The organism is Methylobacterium sp. CM6241, assembly GCF_054817845.1.
In genome coordinates, this window is record NZ_CM139246.1 from 1,435,414 (window position 1) to 1,459,422 (window position 24,009).

Below are 24,009 nucleotides of genomic sequence, written 5' to 3' on the forward strand. Positions count from 1 at the left end.
CATGAGGCCGATCATCTATATGTTGGGAGGTCAAGCAGGAGGATCTCACCGTGCCAAAGGTTTCACAGGCGCAGGCCAAGCTGAACCGGCAACGGGTGGTCGAGGTCGCCGCGGCCATGTTCCGCGAGCGCGGACTGCATGGCGTCGGCGTCGCCGACATCATGGCCTCGGCGGGCCTGACGCATGGCGGTTTCTACGGCCAGTTCGCCAGCAAGGAGGCGCTGGCGGTCGAGGCGTTCGACTTGGCGGCCAACCAGAACTGGCGCCCTGACGATCTCGACGGTTGGATGGCGGGTTACCTGACTCTCGGCCACGTTCGGAACCCGGGCCTCGGCTGTCCACTGGCGTGTCTGGCCAATGACGTGTCGCGTGAAGCGCCGGGTTCTCCGCTGCGGGCGCGGTTTCTTCACGGGGCCCGAGACCTGATCGAGCGCATGACCGGCCTGCTTCCCGCGGCCCTGGCGAAGCGGCGGCGCCAGCGGGCCTTTGCGAGCCTGTCACTCATGATCGGAGCCGTCGCCCTGGCCCGTGCCATCGACGACGATGAGCTCAGCGAGGAGGTGCTGGCGGCGGCCCGCGGCGTCCTCACCACGGGCAAGGTCGGCTGAGGAGCGAGGTTCAGCCCTTCCAGGCCTTGAGCGCCGCGAAGGGGCTGGAGGCCGGATCGGGCTGGGGCGGGTTGAGCACCGGCTCCACCTGGGAGACGGCATCGGCCAGGGAGAAGGCCGATCCGGCATTCAGCTTGCCGCCGGCCGCATCCTTGTGGCCACCGCCACGGAACTTGCGCGCACCGTCCAGCGCCGTTTCGTTGTTCGAGCGGAACGACAGCGAGCCCGTGCGCTGGACATTGACGACGCGGGTCGCCCTGCCGCTCTCCATCACGAGGTCGGACACGCGCTGGAACATGCCCGAATCGAGGCCGAAGGACAGCATCGTCCCATCCGAGAGTCGCTGGAACAGGGCATCCGACCGGGCGAGCGCTCGGGCCATCCGCATGCGGGTGGTGAGGGTCGGGTCGTCCTGAGGCTCGTCGGCGAGGAGCGCATCCACGAGGCGACGCCGGGTCGCGGCGATCTCGGCCTCGACGCGGGCCGGCGATGCCCCCTCGCGCAACAGGGCGGAGACAGCCCGCAGCAGCGCGCTGATGAAGCGGTCATGCCAGGGATGGCCCAGCGGGATCAGGGTCGCGACATTGTCCCAGAAGATCTCATCCAAGGCGAGGCCGCCCCGGAATGTCGGGCGCTCCTTCTTCCATAGGTCGAGGGCATCGACGGCAGCGACAAGCGTCTCGAGTTCCTCGGTCGTCCCGGCCTCCACCTCACGCGAGGCGTAGAGCTCCCGATGCTCGTAGGCGAGGCGGGTGGCACAGCGGTCCTCGTCGATGAGGACGACTACGTTCGGGTCGGAGAGTTCGACCTTGGTGAGGCCGGGTCTCTCCGGCACGGGCGCGAGAGTGAGGCCCTGGTCGCGCAACTGGTCGAGGGAGGAGGCATGGTGGTCGAGCACGATCAGCCGGTGCCGCGCTGCCTCGTCGCGACGCAGGTTCATGGAAGTGAACCGGGTGATGAAGGTGACGGCGACGGCCTCCAACCCGAGATCCGTCATGATCAGGCATTCGGGCGCCTGGGCGCGGGAGAGCCGCTTCAATTCCGCGTCGACCACCGGGCCGACATCGGCATAGCGCGGGATATGGACGATCCGCGACACGTCGAGGAAGGCACCGACGATGGTCGAGGCTCCGTAGCCGTCGAGGTCGTGGTGGGTCAGCTGGGTGACGGTCAAGGTTCGTCCTCGTGGCTCGGGTCTTCCGCTCGCCTTATGGGCCAGACGGGCGGGCTCGGCGAGCCATACCACCGGGGATCGGGTGAAATTCCCCGGCGGCGACGCGTTACGCCGCGCGGCGCGGAATTTCCGGCTCCTGCCGGGGGAGGGGCGCGGCCTCCGCCTGCATCCATTCCGCCCGCTGGCGCGGCAGGGCACCGGGATATTCCGTCTGCAGGAAGAAGATCATCTTCTCGCGCACCTCGCAGCGCAGGTCCCATGCCTGCGGAGCGTTGCGGGCGCTCACCAGCATCCTGATCTCGATGACGCTCTCCTTGGCGTCGGACACTTGGAGATTGACCACGTTGCGGTCCCACAGGCGCGACTGCGCCGCGATCTCGGAAAGCTTCGCTCGCATCGCCTCCACCGGCGCGCGGTGATCGACATAGAGGAAGACGCTGCCGATGAGCGAGGCGCCCTCGCGGGTCCAGTTCTGGAACGGCTTCTGGATGAAGTAGGTCAGCGGCAGGACGAGGCGGCGCCAGTCCCAGAGCCGGATGACCACATAGGTGGAGTTGATCTCCTCGACCCAGCCCCACTCGTTCTCAACGATCACCGCATCCTCGATCCGGATCGGCTGCGTGATCGCGATCTGGATGCCCGCCACGAGGTTCGAGAGGACGGGCTGCATCGCGAGGCCCAGGATCAGCCCCGCCGCCCCGGCCGAGGCGAGAAGACTGACGCCGTACTGCCGGACCGGCTCGAAGGTCATCAGCGCGATGGAGATGGTCAGCAGCGCGACGAGCGTCACGCCGGCGCGCTCCAGAATTCGCATCTGGGTGAAGTGCTTGCGCGCGAGAAGGTTGTCCTCCGCGTCGAGCTTGAACCGGCGCAGGTAAATCACTGTCGCGATATGCAGGGCGGTGGCGCAGCACCAGCCGGCCAGCGCCACGAGCGCGACGACGAGGATCTGGTTGAGGACGATCCGCACGTCCCATGAGAGGGGTGCGGCAGACGACGCCGCCGTGACGGAAACGATCAGCAGCGCGAGACGGCTCGGCCCATGCGTCCGCGAGACCAGGGACCGCCAGAACAGGCTCCGATCCGCCACTGCGCGCTGCATGGCGCGGAACACGACGCCATGGAGCGGGAGGACCACGGCACAGCATCCGGCGACGAGAGCAAGGGTCTGCGCCCACCAGGGCAGCCACGTGAGCCAGCGGATCGCATCGCCTGCGAGCGATTGGATGATCGGCATCGGACCTCCTGTATCAGCGGGGCCAATGATCCCGTTGGATGGCGGTTCCGCGCCGCACGGGCAGCCCCGTGCGGTGCACAACCGTGCGATACCGAAGGGACATCCGAGGCCGGAAATTCATATTTCCGCTCGATTTCAGGCGGCGCGATCGATGTCCCTACGCGCCGCGCCGAGGCGCATAGAACCGTTAGGATTCGTGAATCGGTCGGTCCGGCCTTCATCATCCCCGCGCGGGGCACCGTTCTCGTTCAGCATCCATCCAGATTTGTAAATGTAGTGTGAATCTACGGCTCAGCTTGTTCTGGCTGTGCTTCCGCATAAGATGTCTTTCGACACATCGAATCGCGCGAGAGACGCTGCTTTTACAAGCTTAAAGGTTTCTGAATACATTTTTCAGAACGCGTTAAAGCGCTCGTCACTAGGACCGACACCGACATAACGGTGGAGAACCATGACGATCGACGCCAGCGATATCCACGGCCCTTTCGAGGTGCTGGACGTGGGGAAACGGGTCCCCCGTGACCACGCCTGCGGCGGCGAAGCGTCGTCTGCGGAAGCGGAAGCCATGGCCGGCCCCGGTCTGGGCGTCGCACAAGTCGGCATGGACCGATCGGGCATGGACCGAGCCGGCATGGACACGGAGTCCCGGCGGCGGATCGGCCGAAACCTCCGCATTCTCTACGGCAACGTCCTGGATCTGCCGCTCCCCGACCGTTTCGAGACCCTTCTCGCCGAACTCGCGGCCAAGCCTGCTTCGCGGGAGACCTCATGATGAGCTGCCATACCCATCCTGTCGGCACGCCCTCGGGCGCCGATACCGAGATGCGTGAGCTTCTGCTCGGCGCGATTCCGGCCCTGAGAGCGTTCGCCTATTCGTTGACCTACGATCTCGATCGCAGCGACGACCTCGTTCAAGACACGCTGGCCCGCGCCTGGACCAAGGCGGATAGCTTCACGCGGGGCACGAACCTGACGGCTTGGCTGTTCACCATCCTGCGCAACCTGTTCTATTCCGAGCAACGCAAGCGCAAGCGCGAGGTGGAGGATGCCGACGGCGTCCATGCCGCGCGGCTCACCAGCCTGCCCGAGCAGGAGATCCGGGTGGAGATGCGGGAGTTCCAGGCCGCCCTCGACCTGCTGCCGCTGAGCCAGCGCGAGGCCCTCGTCCTCGTCGGCGCGCAGAGCTTCACCTACGAGGAGGCCGCCGAAATCTGCGGTGTCGCCGTGGGAACGATGAAAAGCCGTGTCAGCCGCGCCCGTGGCCGGCTGATCGAAACGCTGGGCATGAACGGCACCGAGGATATCGGGGCCGACGCGCTCACACGGGCGGCCCTGGGCGGTGCCTGATAGCGGGCCTCGATGACGTTTTCTCATCGAGGCCCGGCTGCGCGAGTGAGCGGCAGCGGACACTCGCGCGCCTCGTTGAGGCTTGGTCTTACTTGCATTCCTCGCGGGCGCGCTTCATCGCGTCACCGAAGCCCGCCAACGCGTATTCGTCGCTGGTAGAGGTGCCGCGCATGGACGTCGTCTTGACCTGAACCTTGGCCAGTTTGGCCATCTCGCCGACGAGGCGGGCCTCTTCGGATGGGTTCTGAAGCCAGGCATTCTCGTCCTTCACGACCAAGCCGTATTGCGAACTGCCGAGGCTGAGGATTGGATCGGAGGCGGCCGTGGCATTGGCCTTTGCCTGGCTGGCGGCCGGCTTGGGCGGGAAGCCGAACATGACCGCGACCTCGTTTTGCACGTTGTCACCCTTGCGGATGGTGACGAACAAGTAGGCGGTGTCGCGTTTGAGCGTTTTCGGTGTGCGGGCCTGGGGCTGAGCGATGGCGTAGCAGGTGCGTGATTTGCCCTGGCCGTTGGCGAAGACGTTCCAGTCCCCGAAGATGGCGACCGGCGTCGCCTGCTGCATGCCCGGCGCGCTGACCGCTTTCTTCTTCTCTCGCCCGCGCCCCCGTGACTTGGCCGGAGCCTCGGCTGCGGTGGCGGCCTCCTGCTGCGCCAGTGCCGGCGAGGGAGCGGTGAGAGAGGCCGGGCCGAGGGTCGCCAGGACAGCCGCCGAGGCGCTGACGGCGAGGAGGCGGCGGAGAGGATGCTGCATCGTGTTCAGGTTCTCGAATACGAAAGAAGGCCCGCCGACAGCGTGGAGGGCAAATCTGCGCCGCGAAGGACGGACTGGCAGCCAAAGCGGCTGTCCCGACACAGGCTGTAAAATTGTGCGGAATTGCGGCGAGACGCCATCAGGCGTTCACGCCGGGCCGGATCGACCAGCGGCTCCGCGCGAATGGGGTCGGCGCGTTGGGACGATTCAGGCCGGGTGCGCCTCCGGTGCGAAGGTCGGTCCCGCGAGGATGGCGCCCATCGCCATCTCCACCCGCGGCGGCTCGGCGATGGCCGACAGATCGGCGATCGAGGCTGCCAAATGCGGTGCGGTGGCATTGGCTTCCATCACGTCGCGGACGGGCAGGGCGCGGGGCTTCGGGTCATTGTAGGGCGTGTTGTAGCATTTGCGGATCGATGCCCAGAACGCAGCCCGGTCCGCCTCGGGCAGGCGGGCCAGAACGGTATCGATCAGCGTGGTGGCTTCCGCCGCGAGGGCGGCGGTGTCTTCGGGATTCATCCAACTCTCGACGGGCATCGACATCTCCGGCGTGCGTGGGTCCGAGCTTTAGGCAGGATCACATAGCTCGACCGTGAACGCATCCGCTCCGGCCGAGCTTTTTTGTCGCCCTGTGAATCACGCTGTCGCGGCTGGCGCGTCGAGCAGCGCCAGCCAGCGCGTGGCCTGCGTCCTCACGTTGTCCGGCGCGGTGCCGCCATAGCTGGTGCGGCTGGAAACGGAGTTTTCCACGCCCAGCACCGCATAGACCGCATCGGTGATCCTCGGCTCGGCTGCCTGCATCTCGGACAACGCCAATTCCTCCAGCCCGATCCCCTTGGCGGATGCAGCGCCGACGAGGCGGCCGGTGACGTGATGCGCCTCGCGGAACGGTAGGCCGAGTTCGCGCACCAGCCAATCGGCGAGGTCCGTGGCGGTGGCGTAGCCGGAGCCGGCGGCGCGGGCGAGCACGTCGGCATTGGGCTCCAGGTCGCGGACCATGCCGGTCATGGCGGCCAGACACAGGGAGAGCGCCTGCAGCGCGTCGAACGTGCCTTCCTTGTCCTCCTGCATGTCCTTCGAATAGGCCAGCGGCAGGCCCTTCATCACGATGAGCAGGCCGGTCAGCGCGCCGATGACGCGGCCGGACTTGGCGCGGACGAGCTCGGCCGCATCCGGGTTGCGCTTCTGTGGCATGATCGACGAGCCGGTGGTGTAGCCGTCCGACAGTTTCACGAAGTTGAACTGGGCCGAGGTCCAGACCACGAGTTCCTCGGCGAAGCGCGACAGGTGCACGGCGCAGATCGAGGCGGCGGAGAGCGATTCCAGGGCGAAGTCGCGGTCGGCTACCGAGTCGAGGGAGTTGGCGGTGGGCCGGTCGAACCCGAGCGCCGCCGCCGTGGCATGCCGGTCGATGGGGAAGGAGGTGCCGGCCAGCGCCGCGGCTCCGAGCGGGCACTCGTTGAGCCGCGCGCGGGCATCGCGGAACCGGCCACGGTCGCGGGCCAGCATCTCCACATAGGCCAGGCAATGGTGCCCGAACGTGACGGGCTGGGCCGATTGCAGATGGGTGAAGCCCGGCATCACCGTGGCGGCGTGCGCCAGCGCCTTCTCGGCCAGAGCCCGCTGCAGGCCGGCGGCCTGCTCGTCGAGGTTGTCGAGGGTGTCGCGCACCCAGAGCTTCATGTCGGTGGCGACCTGGTCGTTGCGCGAGCGGGCCGTGTGCAGGCGCCCGGCGGTGGGGCCGACGATCTCGGTGAGCCGGCTCTCGACCGACATGTGGATGTCCTCGAGCTCGCGCTTGAACACGAAGCCGCCGCCCTCGATTTCCGCGCGCACGGCCTTGAGACCGTCCTCGATCGCTGCCACATCGGCCAATGGCAGGATGCCCGCCTTGCCCAGCATCGCCACATGCGCCAGCGAGCCGCGGATGTCCTGGGGTGCGAGGCGCTTGTCGAATCCGATGGAGGCGTTGATCTCCTCCATGATCTCGGCGGGGCCGCTCGCGAAGCGCCCGCCCCACATCCGGTTGCTCATGTCGACACTGTTCCTCTCGGCCGCCCCATCCACCCGTCGGGCGACGCAACGATGATGCCCGGAGCCAAGGCGACCCTGGCTGCGGGAGCCGTCGTCGCCGTCCTGATCGCGGGCGGTCTCGCCGTATACGGGACGCGTCCGACCGGCGGCAACAGCGAGGCTGTGGCCGAGCCGTGCCGTGGCGCCGTGGAGACGATCGCGCGCATCGCGCCCCATGCCCGTGGCGAGGTGGCGGCCATGGAAGTCTCCAAGGTTCCGCGCGCCGCGCCGGACCTCGTGTTCAAGGGGCCGGACGGCACCGACCGGACGCTCGCCCAGCTACAGGGGCGGCTCGCGCTGGTGAACCTGTGGGCGACATGGTGCGCGCCCTGCAAGGCCGAGATGCCGGCCCTCGACCGGCTCGAGCAGACGCTGGGGGGGACGGACTTCACCGTCGCGGCGATCAATGTGGACACGCGCAATCTCGAGAAGCCGCCGCAATGGCTGAAGGAGAATGGGATCACGAACCTCGCCTACTATGCCGATCCCGGCGGGCGGGTGCTGCCGGCGATGCAGAAGGCGACCGGTTCGCTCGGCCTGCCCACGACGATGCTGGTGGACGCCAAGGGCTGTATCCTCGGCGTGATGAAGGGACCGGCCGATTGGGGCAGCGAGGATGCCAAGCGGCTGATACGCAGGGCGCTCGGCCGCGCGCCGGATTGAACCCAAGCCGAAGTGAGACTGGGCCGAGCGCCCGATCGTGGTAGCGCCCGATGCTCGCTCTGATCAGTGTTCGCGCCATGCAGCCTCGGCCGTGTTTAGTCTAGAAACAGACACGACACGACTTTGCGGTTGCCGCTCAGGGCGCGGCAAGTATCGATCGGCGACGTTACCGGATCTTAACATGCTCGGTGTTCCATCGGAAATTCGGATTTCGAGGTCGCCGCTTCCATGTTTCCTAAGTCTTTCTCCGTTCGAGCAAAGCTCGTCGCCAGCTTCGGAATCATGTTCTTGTTGTCGGCTGCACTCGCAGGGGCATCGCTCTATTTTCTCCAAGCCGTCAATGACATCGCGCGGGAGATGCGGGACGATCACCTGCCGAAGACCGAGATGCTCGGCAGGATCCAGGTTCTCGTCCTGCGGCAGCGGGTGAGTGGCGGGCGTCTGATCACCGCGGATACGCCGGAACTGCGCGCCAGCGTCGCCGCCACGCTCAAATTGCGTGCCGATGAGATGCGCGACGTCCAGGCGGCTTACACGCCTCGCCTGGACACGGCCGAGGAGAAGGCACTGTACAAGGCGTTCGAGACCCAATGGGTCGCCTATCTGGCGTTGCAGGACGGCATCGTCACGGAGGCGCAGGCCGGGAACCTTGCCCAGGCCCAGCGCACCTACAACACGACCATGTCGACGGGGATCAATGCGGTGCTGGCCGAGCTTCAGAAGCTCGTCACCTACGAAGCGCGCGTGGCGCGCGAAAGCGGCACCCAAGCGCAGGCGACCTATGACGGTGCCGTGATCTCGACCATGGTCCTCGTCGCCATCGCCGCGCTGATGGCTTCAGGCGCTGCCATCATGCTGGCACTCACCGTGAGCCGCCCCTTGCGCCGGATGACCTCGGCCATGGAGCTTCTCGCTCGGGGCGACACGGATATCGAGGTCCCCGGCGTCGATCGCATGGACGAAGTGGGCGCGATGGCGAAATCCGTCGTGGTGTTCAAGGACAACATCATCCGCACCCGTGCCCTGGAGGCGGAGACCGAAGCCGCGCGCGCCGGCGCCGAGGCCCAGCGCAGGGCGGTCATGCTCGACATGGCCGATCGGTTCGAGGCCGCGGTCGGCGGCATCGCCACTCAGGTCAGCGCCGCCGCCACGGAGTTGCAGGCCACGGCGGGCAGCATGAGCGCCACGGCCACGATGACCGCCCGACGCTCCGGTAATGCCGCGGCCGCGGCGGACACGGCCGCCGCCAACGTCACCGCGGTGGCCTCTGCCGCCGAGGAGCTCGGCTCGTCGGTGCAGGAGATCGGCCGCCAGATGCAAGGCTCCGCCAGCCTGTCCCAGCGTGCCGTCAGCGAAGCGGCCGAGACCGCCGCGCTCGTTCGCGATCTCAGCGAGTCCACGGCCCGTATCGGCGATGTGGTGTCCCTGATCTCGACGATCGCGGGCCAGACCAACCTGCTGGCACTGAATGCCACCATCGAGGCTGCGCGCGCGGGCGAGGCGGGGAGGGGCTTTGCGGTGGTCGCCTCCGAAGTGAAGGCACTGGCAAACCAGACCGCCAAGGCCACCGAGGAGATCACCGGCCAGATCGCACGCGTCCAGGCTTCCACCGGCATGGCGGTCTCGGCGATTGCCGGCATCACCCAGCGCATCCGTGAGATCGACGACGTGTCCGCTTCCATCGCCGCGGCCGTGGAGGAGCAGGGCGCGGCGACCCAGGAGATCGTCCGCAACGTCACCGAAGCCTCGGCCGGGACCAGGGAGGTCACCCACAACGTCAGTGCCGTGGCCTCGGCCGCCGAGGAGACGGGGGCCGCCTCGGCCCAGGTTCTCGCCTCGGCCTCGGAATTGTCACTGCAGTTCAACCAGCTCGATACCGCGATGTCGCAATTCCTCTCCACGGTCAGGGCCGCATGACAGCGGGCGCCTGATCCGCCGCAAACCTTCCCGGTCCTGGATCATTATGCCTTCGTCGCATCGGGATCGGCAGGTGCGGTGGCACGGCGGCTCTCGTCCGCGACGGCTGGGAGTGAGAACGATGCGCCTCGTCGGAATCTTCATGGCGGGGCTCCTCGGCCTCACGCCCGCCTGCGCCGCCGAGGCGCCGGCCTATCTCCTCGTCGGCCTCGATGGAAAAACCTTCTTCCTGCCCGAAGGCGGCCGGAACGGCCCCAATGGACGCGATGCGCTGGCCATCGTCGATGTGAGCGACGAGGCCCGCCCCCGCCTCGCCCATGTCCTGCCTCTCGACAATTCCGTCTACGGGCCGCCCACCAACCTGCAGATCACCCCGGACGGACGGCTCGGGCTGGTGGCGAGTTCGGTGCTCATGCGGCAGGAGGGCGAGGCCTGGTACGCGCAGGCGGACGACCGGCTCCACGTGATCGACCTCCTCGCGGACCCGCCGCGTCTGGTGGAGACCATCCGCGTCGGGCGCCAGCCCTCGGGCCTCGCGATCGCACGGACAGGCGATGTCGCCCTCGTGGCCAACCGCGAGGGCCGCAGCGTCACGATCCTGTCGATCGCCGGGACGAACGTGCGCGCCGTGTCCACCGTGGATGTCGGCGACGAGGCGGCGGCTTTGGCCATCGCCCCGGACGGGCGCCGCGCGTTCGTGGCCAAGAACAAGGCGGCCAAGGTGGGTGTCCTCGCCCTCGACGGCGCCAAAGCCACCTACGATCCCGCCCTCGACCTGCCCGTCGGCCCCGGCATCTATGGGTTGGAGGTCACGCCCGACGGGCGTTTGGCGCTCGCCGCCAATACCGGCCCCGAGCCCAGCGACGGGCACGCCGACAGCGTCAGCGTGATCCGGGCCGATGCGCCGCGCCCGGTGGTGACCGATCATCTCGGCATCGGCGATACGCCCGAAACCCTGACGATCTCGCCCGATGGCCGGCACGCGGCGGTGGCCGTGGTGCGCGGATCGAGCGCTCCGGCGAGCGGCCCCGGCTACACCCCGACCGGGGCGGTGGCGCTGCTCACCATCGATCCGTCGGGGCTCGTCCGCCGCACGGGAGAGGCCGAGGCGGGGGCGGTGACGCAAGGCATCGCCTTCAGTCCATCGGGATCGCATATCTATATCGGAAATTACGTGGACCGAACCATCGGCGTCTACCGCATCGACGGAGATGCAGTTCACGATACGGGGTTCAGGCTGAGTCTTCCCGGCCAGCCGGCCTCGATGCGGGGGCGGGCCGGACAGTAACACCGGGACTGCCGTGTGCGGCTCACCTTGCCTGCGCGACCCGATACGGAGAACCAGCCGGTCGGACGAGATTAATCCCCGTATCGCCGGTGATTTAATTCTGGAACCCGTCTGATTTGTCACCGGTTTTTCGGTTTCGATACAGAGAGAGGCGCGCAAGCCGAAAGCATAGGCTGTGCTGGCACGCCGCCGACACGATGCGGGGAGGAATGATGCGAGATCGATACGAGGGTTCAGAGCGATCGGGACGTCACGGTCGCATCATCGCCGTTGCTCTCGGTCTGTCGTTCCTTGTCGGTCTGTCTGGAGCACGGGCCGCTGTCACCGGAACGGGGGGCGGACCTGAAACCACCGTCACGGCGCCTCATACGTCGACCACGGGCCAGACCGTTCCGCCTGGTGCGGCCGGCGCCCCCATCGTCGATCCGAACGAGCGGACCAACCGGCAGAAGCAGCTGGACCGCGTCCTGAACGGGATCTGCCGGGGCTGTTGATCCGAGAGGATCAGGCCCGGCGCAGGCGCAGGCCGAAGGCCCGTAGGGTCCCGAGCAACAGGGCGGCGTAGACGAGGGCGCCGACGAGCCCGAGAAGCCCGAGCACCACGATCTCGCGGAAATGCGGCAGGGCCGGTACCGACCGTTCCACAATCGGCAGGCCGTAGATCGCCGTGGCGGCGAGGGCGGCGCAGGCGACGACCACGCCGATCATTGTGATGCCGAGGCCCCGGCTTGGTGCCGTCCAACCCCGGCGCCAGGCGAGCCCCACGAGGAGCGCAAGGTTCAGCCATTGGCTGACGGCGGTGGCGAGCGCCAGTCCGGTCACGCCGTAGGGGCCGGTGAGCACGATCTTGAGCGCGACATTGAGGGCGATGGAGGCGAGCGAGGCGATGAGCGGCGTCATCGTGTCCTGGCGTGCGTAGAAACTCGCCACCGCGCTGCGCACCAGCACCACGGCGGGCAGGGCGAGGCCGTAGGCGGCGAGTACCGAAGCGGCGCGGGCGGCATCCTCGGCGCTGAACGCTCCGCGCTGGAACAGCGCCGTCATCATCAGGCCCGGCAGGGTGAGGAAGGCGATGGTGAAGGGGGCCGACAGGGCCAGCGAGAAGCCCGCCGCCCGGTTCTGCGCCGCATGCGCCCCCGCAACGTCGCCCTTGGCGATCCGCCGGCTCATCTCCGGAAGCAGCACCGTTCCCGCCGCGATGGCGATGACGCCGAAGGGCAGCTGGTACAGCCGGTCGGCGTAGTAGAGGGCCGAGACCGCTCCGGTGGGCAGGAAACTCGCGATGATCGTGTCGGCGAAGGAGGCGATCTGGAAGCCGGCCGCGCCGATCACCGCCGGACCGAGCACCTTGAAGAACCGCGTCATCGCCGGATCGCGCAAGGTCGGCCTCCCCAATTCCGGCGCGATGCCCGCGCGCCGGCAGGCGAGCCAGACGAGGCCGAATTGCAGCACGCCCGAGACGGAGACGCCCCAGGCGGCGGCATAGGCGGCGTTCGGGAAGAACCCCGCCAGCGCCAGGGCCACCAGCATCGACAGGTTGAGGAGAACCGGCGCTCCCGCCGCCACGGCGAAGCGGCGATGGGCATTGAGGATGCCCGACAGCAGGGTCACCAGGGTGATGAAGAGGAGGTAGGGAAAGGTGATCCGTGTCAGCGCGACGGCGAGATCGAAGCGCAGGGGATCGTCCGAGAAGCCCGGTGCCAGGGCCCGCACCACCCAGGGCATCGCCGACCACGCGAGGGCGAGAAGCACGATCTGCGTCAGCAGCAGAAGGGTGAAGACGCGGGTGGCGAAGCGCCTGGCCGCGCCTTCCTCGCCGGTCTCCGAAAGGCCGGCATAGCTCGGGACGAAGGCGGTGTTGAACGCACCCTCGCCGAAGATGGCGCGGAAATGGTTCGGAAGGCGGAAGGCGACGACGAAGGCGTCTGCCACCGGCCCCGCCCCGAGCACGGCCGCCATCACCACGTCGCGGGCAAAGCCGGTGACGCGTGAGACCAGCGTCCAGCCGCCGACGGAAAGGATGCTGCGGATCATGCGAATCGACCGGAGAGAGGGAAACGGAACGCTTCGTCGATGCGCGTTCTTCCCTCCCCCTTGTGGGGAGGGAGCGAGGGTGGGGGTGGTTCCGCCGGGCTCCGCAGCGGGTCGCCCAGCCACCCCCACCTCCAACTCCTCCCCACAAGGGGGAGGAGTGCCGCGCTCCGACGGTCTCGTCAGGCTCAATGGATGCGAGCAGTTCCGTAAGGCAACGCCGCGGGCCAGAAGACCCGCGGCGCGACCGTGAGAGCGGAGCTTACTTCGAGGCTTCGCCGTAGAGCTTCTCGACGTATTCCCAGTTCACCAGGTTCTCGATGAACGCCTTGAGGTAGTCGGGGCGGCGGTTGCGGTAGTCGATGTAGTAGGAGTGCTCCCACACGTCGACGCCGAGGATCGGCTTGGCGCCGTGGACCAGCGGGTTCTCGCCGTTGGGGGTCTTCAGGATCGCGAGCTTGCCGTCCTTGACCGCAAGCCACGCCCAGCCCGAGCCGAACTGGCTGACGCCAGCCTGGATGAAGTCCGCCTTGAACTTGTCGAAGCCGCCGAGATCCTCGTCGATCTTCGCGGCCAGGGCCGCCGGGGCCGCGCCGCCGCCATTGGGCTTCATCCAGTTCCAGAAATGGAGGTGGTTGAAGTGCTGGCCGGCATTGTTGAACAGCGGCTGGTTGGTGCCGTAGGACGCCGTGACGATCTCCTCGACGGTCTTGCCTTCGAGACCCGTGCCTTCGAGCAGCTTGTTGCCGGTATCGACATAGGCCTTGTGGTGCTTGTCGTGGTGGAACTCGAGGGTCTCCTTCGACATGTATGGGCCGAGCGCGTCGTAGGCGTAGGGCAGTTCGGGCAGGGTGAAGGTCATCGGCAGGTCTCCCGGGTCTGGTGGCACAGGATGGCGGGTCTCGCTCCGAGGGATGCGAGGGTCGCGCCGTCATCCGGCCAACGCGTTCGTACCTAAGTCGCTCCTCCGCCAAGGGCAACGGGCGTCCGATATCGAACGGTGAACGGGGATTTCTCCGCGGATCGATTTTGCAAAACCCGGGCCGGGCCTTACTGTGCGCGCCGCACTTCCTACGTGCAGGCGTCATCTAGAGAGTTCCATGATCCTCGCGCTGTTCGCGCTCGCCGTCGTCATGATCGTCGGCGGCATTGCTTCCGTGGTCCAGGGCTTTCCCTATGTCAGGCTGGAAAGCGGATGGACGATGACCATCGCGGGCGCCGCCACGGCCTCGTCGGGCGCGCTCCTCCTCGGCCTTGCTGTGGTCGCCACCTACCTGAAGCGGCTGGAGCGGGTCCTGTTGGAGCAGGGGGCCGGGCTCGGCGCGGAGGGGGCCGTCCTGTCCGAGGGGCGGGGCCGCATCGACCCGACGGGGCTGGACGCCACCGACGCCGCGGAGGAGCCGGCACCGTCCGGGCGGCAGCGCCCCAGCGCGCTGGGGCTGTCTGAGCCGAGGCTCGTATCGCCACCTCATTTCACCGACGAGGCTTCGCCTCTCGGCAGCGACCCGGCATCGCCGCTCCTGCCGGATCTCCTGCCCGAACCGCCACCTCCTTCCGTCGAGGAAGCGCGAAAGGACCAGGTCCGCACGGGAGGGCCCGGGACGGAAGCCGATGCCGTGCCGGCGCGGCGGATCAAGCCGAACAAGCCGCCTCGGGCGGTGAAGCCGATGGCGATGGTCGATACGGTCATCCCCGCGCCGGAGCCCGCGCCCCCGGTCGTGGAAGCGCCCGCCGTCGTGGTGCCGCCTTCGCCGCCGCGTGAAGCCGATCAGGACGAGCCGCTCGGGCTGCGGTCGTCGGTGGTCGACGAGCCGGAGCCCGTTGCGGAGCGTGCTTCACCCGAGGAGGTCGAACCGGCCGCCGGCCCCGCCAAGGCCGGTCTGACCGTGGTCGGCACCTACGCGTCCGGCGGCAACACTTACGTGATGTATTCCAACGGCTCTATCGAGGCGGATACGCCGCGTGGCCAGTTCACCTTCGACTCCCTGGATGAACTGAAGGCCTTCGTCGAGGCGGGCGGCGAAGACGGAGCTGCCCGCGGAGCGGCGTGACATCCGGTCAGGCCAAGGGGTTCAGCCCCTCGGTGCGGGCGGGCAGCGGCGCCGTCATGGTCAGGCGGAACCCTTCGGGCGGATAGCTCGCGGCGATGTCGGCGCGGACCTGGGCCGTGAGCACGCGCTGCAGCAGGCGTGAGCCGAAACCCTGGCGGGTCGGCGGTCGCACCGGCGGCCCATCGGATTCCGACCATTCGAGATGCAGCGTCTTGCTGCCTGCATCCTCCATGACGCTCCAGGTGATGGCGACCCGTCCCTCCTGCGTCGAGAGCGCGCCGTGTTTCGCCGCGTTGGTGGTCAATTCGTGGATCGCCATGCCGATCGGGACCGCGATCTCGGAGGCGAGGTCCACCGGCGGCCCGTCGAGTGCGATGCGCTTGATACCCGGCCCGTCCGACGCACCGTCGCCATAGGGCCTGAGCTCGTTCTCGAGAAGGTTGCGCAGGGACGCGGTCTGCCAGGTATCCTCGGTGAGGACCGAATGGGTATGGGCCAGCGACATGATCCGCCCCACGAAAGCCTCGTAGAAGCTCTCGATGCTCGACGCGGTGCGGGCGGTCGAGCCGACGATGGCCTGGACGGTCGCCAGCGTGTTCTTCACCCGGTGGTGCAATTCACGGATCAGTAGCGCCTGCCGCTCCTCGGCGATCCTGCGCTCGGTGACGTCGGCGACGACGCCGATGAGGCGGCGGGGAAGGCGATGGGGGGCATCGCTCTCGAAGCGCCCGGCCATGTCGATGATGCGCCACGCGCCGTCATGCGCGCGCTGGATTCGGCCGCTGGCCTGCAGCGTGGAATCCTCACGCAGAGCCGTCGAGATCGCCTGGCGGAATGCGGGCCGGTCATCGGGGTGGAGGACGGTGTTGAGGAATTCGCGCTTGCCCAGAGCTCCCTCTTCGGGGTGTCGCCCGAAGATCGCGAACATGCGCTCGTTCTCCCAGACGGCCTGGTCGTCCAGCATGTGCCATTCGAAAATACCGAGTTCGGCCAGCGACGTGGCGATGCGCAGGCGCTCCTCGCTCTCGCGGAGGGCGTCACGCGCCTCCACCCGCGTCGTCACATCCTGCAGTACGCCGACGACGATTCCGGACCGGCCGCCCACGGCACCGATCGCCTGCCCCCTGGCGCTGATCCGGATCTCGACGTCGTCGCCCGCCCGACGCAGGCGGGCTTCGATGGCGAAGGGAGTGCCGTCGCTCATCGCGGTGCGGACGGTCGTCTTCACTCTTTCCACTTCGGGCGCGTCCATCAGCTCGGCGACCTGCGGCCAGGTCAGCGACGTGCCGGGCGGGAAGCCGAGGATATGGGCCGCGCGCCGCGACACCCTGAGGAGCCCGTCGGCCAGATCGATCCGCCATTCTCCGAGCCCGGCGGCGGTAAGGGCGGCGCGGTTCTCCTCCGAGCGCACGATATCATCGGCATCGACCCGTTCCACCACGAAGGTGTGGAAGACGCCCTCGTTCGTGGCCGAGGATGGCCGGATACGGACGTCGAGGGGCGTGCCGCTCTCGGTGGTCCAGCGCCGGATGCCGGTGGAGAGCAGGCCGGAATCGTCTCCGAACACACTGACGGGCCGGCCTGTCAGGGCTCCAGTCTCGTATCCCAGGAGGTTCGTCAGGAACCGGTTGGCATCGTAGATGCGATTCGTGGCGTGATCGACGATCACCAGGCCGATCCCGGCCTCCTCGAAGCCGCGCCGATATGGGTCGGCCGGGGAGCGCGCATCCCCAAGCACTGGCGATCCTCGATCAGATCCGCTGCCCACTCCGCACCCTCACTCGGCGGCGCCCCTGGCTCGTATGGGGCACAAGACTCGCTCCGGTAGCCCCGGATGCTCGTTGCTGTGGCATCTGAAGACGCAACGCTCTGCGCCGCAAGGGCTTACGACGAAAAAGCTGTGCCGGAGCGCACCCGTCCCGAGGGCTGAATTCCAACCGTGCGGGAGCTCGGCGCGGTCGCATCGCTCCCGACCGATCAGCCTACGCGACGAAATTCCAGGTAGGTCGGGCCCCGGCCCGCCGCGATTGCCTTGGCTTCGTAGCGGGTGCCGGGCCATTCCGCGAAGGGGCGTTTCCAGTCGGTGGCGGCTTCGGCGGTCCAGCTGAGAGCGTCGCAACGCGCGGCGCGGACCAGGGTCCAGCCGGCATAATCGTCGATGTCGCTGGCGAAGCGGAAGACGCCGCCGGGCTTCAGGACCCGGGCGATCTCGGTCAGTGTCTCGTCCGAGACGAACCGCCGCTTGCGTTGGCGGCGCTTAGGCCAGGGATCGGGATAGAGCAGGTAGACGCGGGCGAGGCTCGCATCGGGAATGGCGGCGAGGAGCTGAGTGGCGTCTTCGTCCCAGATCCGGACGTTGCCGAGTTCGCCGTCATCGACGGCCCGCAGCAGCTTGACGACGCCGTTGACGAAAGGCTCCGCGCCGATGATGCCGACCTGCGGGTAAAGCGTGGCCTGGGCGGCGAGATGCTCGCCGCCGCCGAACCCGATTTCCAGCCAGACCTCGTCGACCGGATTTGAAAAGAGTGCGGGCAGATCGAGCCTCGCGCCTGCTTTCGGCAACGCCACGCGCAGGCGCGGCAGCAGTTCGGCCAGCCGCTGCTCTTGTCCGGCACGCAGGCGCTTGCCTTTGCGCCGGCCGTAGAAGGCGCGGTCCGCGCCCTCGCTTCCGGCCCCGCCCTCGTCGGGCGGGAGATCATCCCGCCCGTACGTCACGGGTCAGGACAGGGCCGACTTGAGCTTGTCGGCGAGGTCGGTGCGCTCCCACGAGAAGCCGCCGTCATCCTCGGGCTTGCGGCCGAAATGGCCGTAGGCGGAAGTGCGGGCATAGATCGGCTTGTTGAGGCCGAGGGCGATGCGGATGCCGCGGGGCGAGAGGTCGAGAGCGTCCATCAGCACGGTCTCGAGCTTGGCCTCGTCCACAGTCCCGGTGCCGTGCAGGTCCACGTAGATCGAGAGAGGCTTGGCGACGCCGATGGCGTAGGCGAGCTGGATCGTGGCGCGAGTGGCGAGACCGGCGGCCACCACGTTCTTGGCGAGGTAGCGCGCGGCGTAGGCCGCCGAACGGTCGACCTTCGTCGGATCCTTGCCCGAGAAGGCGCCGCCGCCGTGCGGTGCCGCGCCGCCATAGGTGTCGACGATGATCTTGCGGCCGGTGAGGCCCGCATCCCCGTCGGGACCGCCGATGACGAACTTTCCGGTGGGATTGACGTGCCAGACGGTCTCTTCGCCGACCCAGCCCTGGGGCAGGGCCGCCAGGATGTAAGGCTCGACGATGTCGCGCACGTCGGCGGAATCGAGGGTTTCGTCGAGATGCTGGGTGGATAGTACGATCTGCGTGATCCCGACCGGGCGGCCGTTCTCGTAGCGCACCGTCACCTGGCTCTTGGCATCCGGGCCGAGCTTGGCCGCGTCACCCTGCTTCGCCTTGCGGGCGTCGGCGAGGTCCTTGAGGATCTTGTGGGCGTAGTAGATCGGCGCCGGCATCAGCTCGGGCGTCTCGTCCGAGGCGTAGCCGAACATGATGCCCTGGTCGCCGGCGCCCTCGTCCTTGTTGCCGGACGAATCCACGCCCTGCGCGATGTCGGCGGACTGGGCGTGCAGGTGGATCGCGATGTCGTTGTTCTTCCAGTGGAAGCCCGACTGCTCGTAGCCGATGTCCTTCACCGCTTCACGGGTGAGGTGCTCCAGGTGCTCGAAGGTCACGGAATCCGGGCCGCGCACCTCACCCGCGATGACGATGCGGTTGGTGGTGGCAAGGGTCTCGACCCCGAGGCGGGCTTCTGGCATCGCCGCCAGATAGGCATCGACGATGGTGTCCGAGATCCGGTCACAGACCTTGTCCGGATGGCCTTCGGAGACCGACTCGCTGGTGAACAGGTAGTTGGAACGCGGCATCTGGGCCCCCCGGTTTCGGGTTCGCCTCGGCAGCGTTAGACCCGGTATTCGGAACGGAGAGCTTCTGGCACTCCCACTTCGACCGGTCAAGACGACAAACCGAACGTATCCGCTAAAACGAACAAAACATACTTTAGATCAGCCGTTTAGTTTCTCGTCGAGGGCGTGGATCGCGGCAGCGAATTCCCGGCGGCTGGCATCGGAGAAATGCTCCGTCACGTGCTTGGCGACGACATCGACGAGGCCGACCCATTGGGCCTGCGGACCCTCCTGCCTCACGAAAGCCCGCTGCGGTGCCTCGCTCAACCCCTGAGCCGGAACATCGTCGCTGCGCTCCATGCCATCGAAGAAATATTCGATCGGCATACCGGTCATCCGGCTGAGAATCTCGAGATGGATCGCGCTGATGCGATTGATACCCTTTTCGTATTTTTGAAGCTGCGCTGCCGACATGCCGAAGCTCTGGGCGACGCGCTTCTGGGTCAGGGCCGATTTCTTCCTCTGCTCGGAAATGCGCAGGCCGACATGGACATCGCGTGCATCGGTCTTTTGTCCAGCCATGTCGGATCCCGTGCAGTCTCATGAATCCTGTCGCGAGCCGTGCACTTGGGCAGATCGTCGTCGCTCAGGGCGCTCGCAGCTACTGTTTCTTCCACGTTCGCAGGTTCAACCCAACCCGAAAAAGCACGGCGCGGTGTGCTATTCCGAGCCGTCACCTTGTCCAGGATATGGACGATACGTCGAGAATGGAGAGGTGGCGTCCCCGGCAGGTCTCGAACCTGCGACCCCAGGTTTCATCCCACTTCGGCTTCCGCCGCCGCTCCGTGCAGGAGCGTTCGTGGTCTGGACTATCCCTTCGCCATGGACCGGTGGGGATTGACCCGTCGCGATCTTTAGGCGCCGCCCGTCTAGTCTCTACACCTTCCCCGGATGAGTCCGGGGCTTGGCTCGGGATCGGCCGGGCCAGCACGCGTGCCAGCCTTGGGCGTTCCCCGAATTTGAGCGGATCCGCCGCGCGGTTTCCCATCGCGGCGCCCAATTGAAGTTTAGGAAACCTGTGCTCTGTCCAGCTGAGCTACGGAGACTCACCACGTGTTCCCCTAGCATCATCGGGCGGGTAGGCCAACCGGTACGGACGAGGGCAGCAGGCTAATCGCTCGAAGCGATAGGCCTGGCTTTACCCCTCGTCGCCGGCGGCCGGCTTCCGGCCGGTCCCCTCAGGCGACTTTGCGCCGGAGCCACCGGCGCGCCTTCTGCGCGCGGGCAAACCATTCCGGATGGCCCCGCAGCCAGATCTTCGAGGCTTCGGTTCCCGCGATCAGGCGCTTCACCAGATGGCCGCGCAGGGTCACGACCTCGAAGAGCTCGCTCAGATCCCGGGTCTGAACCCCGAAATCCGACTTGTAGGGCATCACGCCGACCGTGAAATCGAAATAGCCGAGTCCCTCGGCGCGGGCCCAGCGCAGGGTTTCCGCGACGATGTGGAGGCCCGGTGAGGTGTTGCGCCAGGCCTCGCCCGCCATGGTCAGGAGGATGCCATGGAAGGTGCCGCCATGGACGAGGCCGTAGGCGCAGGCGATCCATTCTCCGTCGACCGCCAATCCGAACAGGCGGACCGGTCCGCCGGTCAGGCCTCGATGCGCGCCGTCGCGGTAGAAGGCTTCGACATCGGGCCGGGAGAGAAGGTTGAACCGGCCTATCTCGGCGAAACGCGAGCGGCGCTGCTCGACCAGCGCATCGAAGATCCGGTCCACCTCGCCGGCGCTTCGCGCCTCTACGAAGGTGACGGCGCCGGCACGCTCCAGCCGGCGGCGCAGCTTGGCCATGTCCTTCAGGGTGCTGGGACGACACAGGCGCGACAGCAGCGTCTCGGCATCGCCCTCGATGGCGACGCCCGAGGCCTGCATGTCCATCCGGCGGTTGCCGGGCAGGAAGGCGAACGGGTTCGGCCGGCCATTCACATCGTCGGGGATCCGGCTGATCTGGATCAGGTCGGTCCGGGGAAGCACGTCCCGGATCGCCGTCCAGGCCTGGGGCATCTCGTCGGCGGAGAGGTCGATCCCGGGGGCGAGGATCGGCGCCGCGTAGTCGCAGACCCCGAGATCGAGCCAGGTGATCGCGTGGTGGCCGCGCCGGCGCAGGCGCGCCAGGGGGACCAGCATGACCGGATGTCCGTTGGCGTCGACCACCTCGACAATGATCGGCTCGGCCTTGGATTCGGTGCTCAGACGCTCCGCCACCGCCGTCGCCCAATCGAGACGCTGATAGGCCGTGGCAGTCCCGTCGGTCTCTAGCCGGCTCCAGAGATCGGCGACCGTCGCCATCGTCGTATGCAGGCGGGCGCTGTAGCGGCGGGCGGAGACGGGGAGCGTCGGTGCGGGACGTTCCGGGATCACGCTCATGACTGGGATGTCCTGGCTATCGTGGTATGGCGGAACGCTTCCGCCTGGGCGGCGGACATGCCGCGATGGACGGCGCGAGGGGCCTCGCCGAGGGAGTTGAGGGTCATCGCCCGGGCCTTGCTTCGAGATCGCCGCCGAGGCCGGGCTGCATCGGGTGACGGGCTGAGCTCCAGGGCTTCAGCATCCACAGGCAGCCCGCCAGGACCACGACTTCCGAACCCAGGACGCCGAAGAGCGACCAAGCCGGTTGAGCGATCAGGAGCAGGCCGATGACGGCGACGGCGCCGATTCCCACGCTCACGCCCGCGATGACCGCCAGGGGACGGAATTCCTGCATCGTCTCCATCAGCACCCTCATCGGCGCATGAATGAGGGAGACCGTGACGATGGCCCAGGCCGCCACCGCGATCAGCGTCATCGGCGCCGCCGTGAACTGGCCGGCAAACAGCTTGTGCTCGATGAGTTCGAGCGCCCAGAGGATGATGACGCCGTAGGCGATGCAGCCGAGCCCCAGCAGGCCGGAGCAGATGAAGGCGAAGCGGCGCGCGAGGGGGAAGTCGCCTCGGGCGAGATGGCCCGCCACCTCGGGCTGGACCATGTTGATGAGGGCGGATGCCGAGAGCCGCAGGGGTGAGAACAGCACGAAGGTGGCGGCCATCGGCGCATAGGCAGCCGGCCCCGCGATGGCGGCCACGAGAAGGCTCTGCCCCTGGCCCTGGACGTTGGCGGTGGTGACGTTGACCAGCGACCACGACAGGGTCGGGATCATCGCCCCGTAGCGGCGGCGCACCGAGCGGCCGAGGCTGAGCCGGATCGGCTCCCGCAGCAGCGCGAGCGATGCGACGATGCCGAGGCCGTTGGCGCAGGCCAGGGCGAACAGGGTCTCGTCGAGGCCGGGCGCGCCCTGGAAATGGATCATCGCCACGGTAAAGGCGGTGCCCGAGAGGGCGAAGACCACGTCTCCCAGCCCCGAGATCGCCGGCCGGTGCTTGGCGAAGAGCGCGAGGCGAAGATAGCTGCGCAGCGACCAGAGGCCGACGAAGAGGCTCCCCGCGAGGGCGTTGATGTCCGAAGTGGCCATCAGCGCCGCGCAGACCCCGGCCCCGATCGCCGCGGAGAGGATGACCGCCACCGTACCGAAGGTCACATCGAAACCACGCGCCGCGCGGCGTCCGGCGCGCGGCGGAATGGTGATGGTGGCCGGCACGCCTGCCAGCGACCGGATGTAGGTGAGCGCCAGTCCACCCACGAGAAAGAGAATGGCGAAGCGCCCGTAATCGTGCGGGCTCAGGCTTCGCGCGAGGACGATGTTGATCCCGAAATGGAAGGCGCTCTGGGTGACTTCGCCCCCCAGCATGAGGATGAAGCGGCGCGCGAGGCGGTTCAGACCGTGCATGACGATTCAGCTCGCCGCGACGGCGCTGGCATCGGCGCCCGCGCGACCGCCGATGCGGGCACGGATCATCGCCACCAGCCCTTCCGCGGCGGCTTCCTCACCGAACAGGGCCGCGTAGCGGGCACGGGCGGCCGCTGGGAATTCCTGCCAGGAAGCCGGATCGGTGACGATGCGCTCCAGAGCGGAAGCCAGGCTCGGCGCATCGTCGGGCGTGACGACCCAGCCGCTCGACCCTTCCTCGACCACTTCCGTCAGCCCGCCGATGCGGGACACGACGGGCGGGCGGCCATAGGCCATCGCCTCGATCGCCACGCGGCCGAGGGATTCCGGCAGGCGCGACGGCACCGTCACCACGTCCGCCCAGCGATAGAGATCGGATGGATCGTCGACGAAGGGGGACAGGCGGATGATCGAGCCGAGACCCGCATCGGCGATCTGGCGGGCAAGCGCTTCTTCGCGCGCCGTATCCTCGAAGGCGCTGCCGACGATGCGGACCTCGATCCGCCCGCGCACTTCCGGCGGAAGCGAGTTGATCGCCTCGACCAGGATTTCCTGGCCCTTGATGCGGCTGATCCGTCCCAGCATCAGCAGGCGCAGGGGGCGCGAGCCGTCATAGGTGGAGGCCGGTGGCGTCTCGGGCCCCGCGATACCGTTATAGACCACCCGCATGGCAACCTTGGAGGTCAGCGAGAAGGCCTTCGCGGTGGCGCGGGAGTTGAACACGATGTCGGCCCCGCTCCAGCGGATCAGCCCGCGCAGCAGCTTCAGGGTGGCGCCCTGCGGGATCTCGTGGACATGCACGATGGCACGACCGGGGCAGAGCCGGGCAGCGAGGAGATAATCCGCCACCACCGAGGTGTTGATATAGACGAGGTCACTCGCGCGCAGCCGTCGCCAGGCGCGCAGCATCGCTACAGGAAGCGTCAGCAGGCCGAGGGTGGCGAGGCGCGGCAGGTCGCGGCGCCGGAGGATCCAGAGCGGCTCGAAGACGATCCGCGAGGCAACGCCTTCGAGGGCACCCACGATGGGGCCGGAACGGGGCAGGACGACGTCGATGACGGCAGCCGGATAGGCCGCGCGGATGATCCGCACGCTCTCAACGAAGCTGCGGTCGGACCCATAGAGCTCGTATCCCTGGTGGACGCAGGTGATGCGCATGCCGACTCGACCT

General features: G+C 67.7%; 22 protein-coding genes. 8 read left to right on the forward strand and 14 right to left on the reverse strand.

The annotated features are described in order from the left end of the window. Window positions 1-50 precede the first annotated feature (50 nt). Entirely contained in the window at window positions 51-608 is a 558-nt protein-coding gene (locus tag ACYQR9_RS06665; protein ID WP_461229105.1) for a TetR/AcrR family transcriptional regulator, read from the forward strand. A gap of 10 nt (window positions 609-618) precedes the next feature. Here ACYQR9_RS06665 and ACYQR9_RS06670 read toward each other — a convergent pair whose 3' ends face one another. After that, window positions 619-1,782 carry a dimethylmenaquinone methyltransferase gene (locus ACYQR9_RS06670; protein WP_461229106.1) on the reverse strand — a complete coding sequence of 388 codons (1,164 nt, stop codon included), beginning with the start codon at window positions 1,780-1,782 and terminating at the stop codon, window positions 619-621. Between the two features lie 106 nt (window positions 1,783-1,888). Beyond that, entirely contained in the window at window positions 1,889-3,019 is a 1,131-nt protein-coding gene (locus ACYQR9_RS06675; RefSeq protein WP_207413894.1) for a mechanosensitive ion channel family protein, read from the reverse strand. Window positions 3,020-3,470: 451 nt separating this feature from the next. On the opposite strand from ACYQR9_RS06675, the gene ACYQR9_RS06680 reads away from it, so the two are divergent. Beyond that, window positions 3,471-3,791 (forward strand): NepR family anti-sigma factor, encoded by a 321-nt coding sequence (locus ACYQR9_RS06680; protein ID WP_419953872.1) that lies wholly within the window; start codon window positions 3,471-3,473, stop codon window positions 3,789-3,791. Further along, a complete protein-coding gene (locus tag ACYQR9_RS06685; protein ID WP_461229741.1) occupies window positions 3,791-4,366 on the forward strand; it encodes a sigma-70 family RNA polymerase sigma factor in 576 nt (191 codons plus the stop codon). The genes ACYQR9_RS06680 and ACYQR9_RS06685 overlap by 1 nt, the downstream gene beginning before the upstream one ends. An 88-nt stretch (window positions 4,367-4,454) precedes the next feature. On the opposite strand, the gene ACYQR9_RS06690 is transcribed toward ACYQR9_RS06685, so the two are convergent. From ACYQR9_RS06690 to argH, 3 genes are all read right to left on the reverse strand, one after another. After that, window positions 4,455-5,120 carry a hypothetical protein gene (locus tag ACYQR9_RS06690; protein WP_056427996.1) on the reverse strand — a complete coding sequence of 222 codons (666 nt, stop codon included), beginning with the start codon at window positions 5,118-5,120 and terminating at the stop codon, window positions 4,455-4,457. A 207-nt stretch (window positions 5,121-5,327) separates the two neighbouring features. Further along, complete coding sequence (locus ACYQR9_RS06695; protein WP_461229107.1) at window positions 5,328-5,657, reverse strand: hypothetical protein; 330 nt, start codon at window positions 5,655-5,657, stop codon at window positions 5,328-5,330. 99 nt (window positions 5,658-5,756) lie between these two features. Continuing rightward, a complete protein-coding gene (argH, locus tag ACYQR9_RS06700; protein WP_461229108.1) occupies window positions 5,757-7,154 on the reverse strand; it encodes an argininosuccinate lyase in 1,398 nt (465 codons plus the stop codon). Window positions 7,155-7,208: 54 nt separating this feature from the next. Between argH and tlpA the strand changes: the two genes are divergently transcribed. The 4 genes from tlpA (at window position 7,209) to ACYQR9_RS06720 (ending at window position 11,555) form a co-directional block, all read left to right on the forward strand. Continuing rightward, a complete protein-coding gene (tlpA, locus tag ACYQR9_RS06705) occupies window positions 7,209-7,856 on the forward strand; it encodes a thiol:disulfide interchange protein TlpA (RefSeq protein ID WP_461229742.1) in 648 nt (215 codons plus the stop codon). A 228-nt stretch (window positions 7,857-8,084) separates the two neighbouring features. Continuing rightward, a complete protein-coding gene (locus ACYQR9_RS06710) occupies window positions 8,085-9,773 on the forward strand; it encodes a methyl-accepting chemotaxis protein (protein ID WP_461229109.1) in 1,689 nt (562 codons plus the stop codon). 121 nt (window positions 9,774-9,894) lie between these two features. Next, window positions 9,895-11,061, forward strand: a complete 1,167-nt coding sequence (locus tag ACYQR9_RS06715; RefSeq protein ID WP_461229110.1) for a YncE family protein — start codon at window positions 9,895-9,897, stop codon at window positions 11,059-11,061. Window positions 11,062-11,270: 209 nt separating this feature from the next. After that, entirely contained in the window at window positions 11,271-11,555 is a 285-nt protein-coding gene (locus tag ACYQR9_RS06720; protein ID WP_461229111.1) for a hypothetical protein, read from the forward strand. A gap of 10 nt (window positions 11,556-11,565) precedes the next feature. Here the strand turns inward: ACYQR9_RS06720 and murJ are convergent, their stop codons facing one another. Together murJ and ACYQR9_RS06730 are read right to left on the reverse strand one after the other, a co-directional pair. Continuing rightward, a complete protein-coding gene (murJ, locus tag ACYQR9_RS06725; RefSeq protein WP_461229112.1) occupies window positions 11,566-13,095 on the reverse strand; it encodes a murein biosynthesis integral membrane protein MurJ in 1,530 nt (509 codons plus the stop codon). Window positions 13,096-13,354: 259 nt separating this feature from the next. Then, window positions 13,355-13,954: a superoxide dismutase gene (locus ACYQR9_RS06730; RefSeq protein WP_018041792.1), complete on the reverse strand. Its 600-nt coding sequence runs from the start codon at window positions 13,952-13,954 to the stop codon at window positions 13,355-13,357. 238 nt (window positions 13,955-14,192) lie between these two features. Between ACYQR9_RS06730 and ACYQR9_RS06735 the strand changes: the two genes are divergently transcribed. Beyond that, window positions 14,193-15,143 carry a hypothetical protein gene (locus ACYQR9_RS06735; RefSeq protein ID WP_461229113.1) on the forward strand — a complete coding sequence of 317 codons (951 nt, stop codon included), beginning with the start codon at window positions 14,193-14,195 and terminating at the stop codon, window positions 15,141-15,143. Window positions 15,144-15,150: 7 nt separating this feature from the next. Here the strand turns inward: ACYQR9_RS06735 and ACYQR9_RS06740 are convergent, their stop codons facing one another. The 7 genes from ACYQR9_RS06740 to ACYQR9_RS06770 form a co-directional block, all read right to left on the reverse strand. Next, window positions 15,151-16,911: a sensor histidine kinase gene (locus ACYQR9_RS06740; protein WP_461229114.1), complete on the reverse strand. Its 1,761-nt coding sequence runs from the start codon at window positions 16,909-16,911 to the stop codon at window positions 15,151-15,153. Window positions 16,912-17,120: 209 nt separating this feature from the next. Continuing rightward, entirely contained in the window at window positions 17,121-17,858 is a 738-nt protein-coding gene (trmB, locus tag ACYQR9_RS06745; protein WP_461229115.1) for a tRNA (guanosine(46)-N7)-methyltransferase TrmB, read from the reverse strand. 3 nt (window positions 17,859-17,861) lie between these two features. After that, a complete protein-coding gene (metK, locus tag ACYQR9_RS06750) occupies window positions 17,862-19,040 on the reverse strand; it encodes a methionine adenosyltransferase (RefSeq protein ID WP_207412970.1) in 1,179 nt (392 codons plus the stop codon). Between the two features lie 138 nt (window positions 19,041-19,178). Further along, window positions 19,179-19,601, reverse strand: a complete 423-nt coding sequence (locus tag ACYQR9_RS06755; RefSeq protein WP_056454015.1) for a helix-turn-helix domain-containing protein — start codon at window positions 19,599-19,601, stop codon at window positions 19,179-19,181. Between the two features lie 656 nt (window positions 19,602-20,257). After that, window positions 20,258-21,442 (reverse strand): GNAT family N-acetyltransferase, encoded by a 1,185-nt coding sequence (locus tag ACYQR9_RS06760; protein WP_461229116.1) that lies wholly within the window; start codon window positions 21,440-21,442, stop codon window positions 20,258-20,260. Between the two features lie 103 nt (window positions 21,443-21,545). Further along, on the reverse strand, window positions 21,546-22,838 hold the full coding sequence (locus ACYQR9_RS06765; protein WP_311275884.1) for an MATE family efflux transporter: 1,293 nt from the start codon (window positions 22,836-22,838) through the stop codon (window positions 21,546-21,548). Between the two features lie 6 nt (window positions 22,839-22,844). Next, window positions 22,845-23,996, reverse strand: coding sequence for a glycosyltransferase (locus ACYQR9_RS06770; protein WP_461229117.1), 1,152 nt, complete (start codon window positions 23,994-23,996; stop codon window positions 22,845-22,847). Window positions 23,997-24,009: the final 13 nt, after the last annotated feature.

What these genes read in the sequence shown, in the direction of transcription:
- ACYQR9_RS06770 (WP_461229117.1), bottom strand. Translation starts at nt 23,996, where the DNA reads ATGCGCATCACCTGCGTCCACCAGGGATACGAGCTCTATGGGTCCGAC.
- tlpA (WP_461229742.1), top strand. Translation starts at nt 7,209, where the DNA reads ATGCCCGGAGCCAAGGCGACCCTGGCTGCGGGAGCCGTCGTCGCCGTC.
- ACYQR9_RS06720 (WP_461229111.1), top strand. Translation starts at nt 11,271, where the DNA reads ATGATGCGAGATCGATACGAGGGTTCAGAGCGATCGGGACGTCACGGT.
- ACYQR9_RS06695 (WP_461229107.1), bottom strand. Translation starts at nt 5,657, where the DNA reads ATGCCCGTCGAGAGTTGGATGAATCCCGAAGACACCGCCGCCCTCGCG.
- ACYQR9_RS06690 (WP_056427996.1), bottom strand. Translation starts at nt 5,120, where the DNA reads ATGCAGCATCCTCTCCGCCGCCTCCTCGCCGTCAGCGCCTCGGCGGCT.
- ACYQR9_RS06765 (WP_311275884.1), bottom strand. Translation starts at nt 22,838, where the DNA reads ATGCACGGTCTGAACCGCCTCGCGCGCCGCTTCATCCTCATGCTGGGG.
- metK (WP_207412970.1), bottom strand. Translation starts at nt 19,040, where the DNA reads ATGCCGCGTTCCAACTACCTGTTCACCAGCGAGTCGGTCTCCGAAGGC.
- ACYQR9_RS06730 (WP_018041792.1), bottom strand. Translation starts at nt 13,954, where the DNA reads ATGACCTTCACCCTGCCCGAACTGCCCTACGCCTACGACGCGCTCGGC.
- ACYQR9_RS06675 (WP_207413894.1), bottom strand. Translation starts at nt 3,019, where the DNA reads ATGCCGATCATCCAATCGCTCGCAGGCGATGCGATCCGCTGGCTCACG.
- ACYQR9_RS06735 (WP_461229113.1), top strand. Translation starts at nt 14,193, where the DNA reads ATGATCCTCGCGCTGTTCGCGCTCGCCGTCGTCATGATCGTCGGCGGC.
- ACYQR9_RS06680 (WP_419953872.1), top strand. Translation starts at nt 3,471, where the DNA reads ATGACGATCGACGCCAGCGATATCCACGGCCCTTTCGAGGTGCTGGAC.
- ACYQR9_RS06715 (WP_461229110.1), top strand. Translation starts at nt 9,895, where the DNA reads ATGCGCCTCGTCGGAATCTTCATGGCGGGGCTCCTCGGCCTCACGCCC.
- murJ (WP_461229112.1), bottom strand. Translation starts at nt 13,095, where the DNA reads ATGATCCGCAGCATCCTTTCCGTCGGCGGCTGGACGCTGGTCTCACGC.
- ACYQR9_RS06710 (WP_461229109.1), top strand. Translation starts at nt 8,085, where the DNA reads ATGTTTCCTAAGTCTTTCTCCGTTCGAGCAAAGCTCGTCGCCAGCTTC.
- argH (WP_461229108.1), bottom strand. Translation starts at nt 7,154, where the DNA reads ATGAGCAACCGGATGTGGGGCGGGCGCTTCGCGAGCGGCCCCGCCGAG.
- ACYQR9_RS06760 (WP_461229116.1), bottom strand. Translation starts at nt 21,442, where the DNA reads ATGAGCGTGATCCCGGAACGTCCCGCACCGACGCTCCCCGTCTCCGCC.
- ACYQR9_RS06685 (WP_461229741.1), top strand. Translation starts at nt 3,791, where the DNA reads ATGAGCTGCCATACCCATCCTGTCGGCACGCCCTCGGGCGCCGATACC.
- ACYQR9_RS06755 (WP_056454015.1), bottom strand. Translation starts at nt 19,601, where the DNA reads ATGGCTGGACAAAAGACCGATGCACGCGATGTCCATGTCGGCCTGCGC.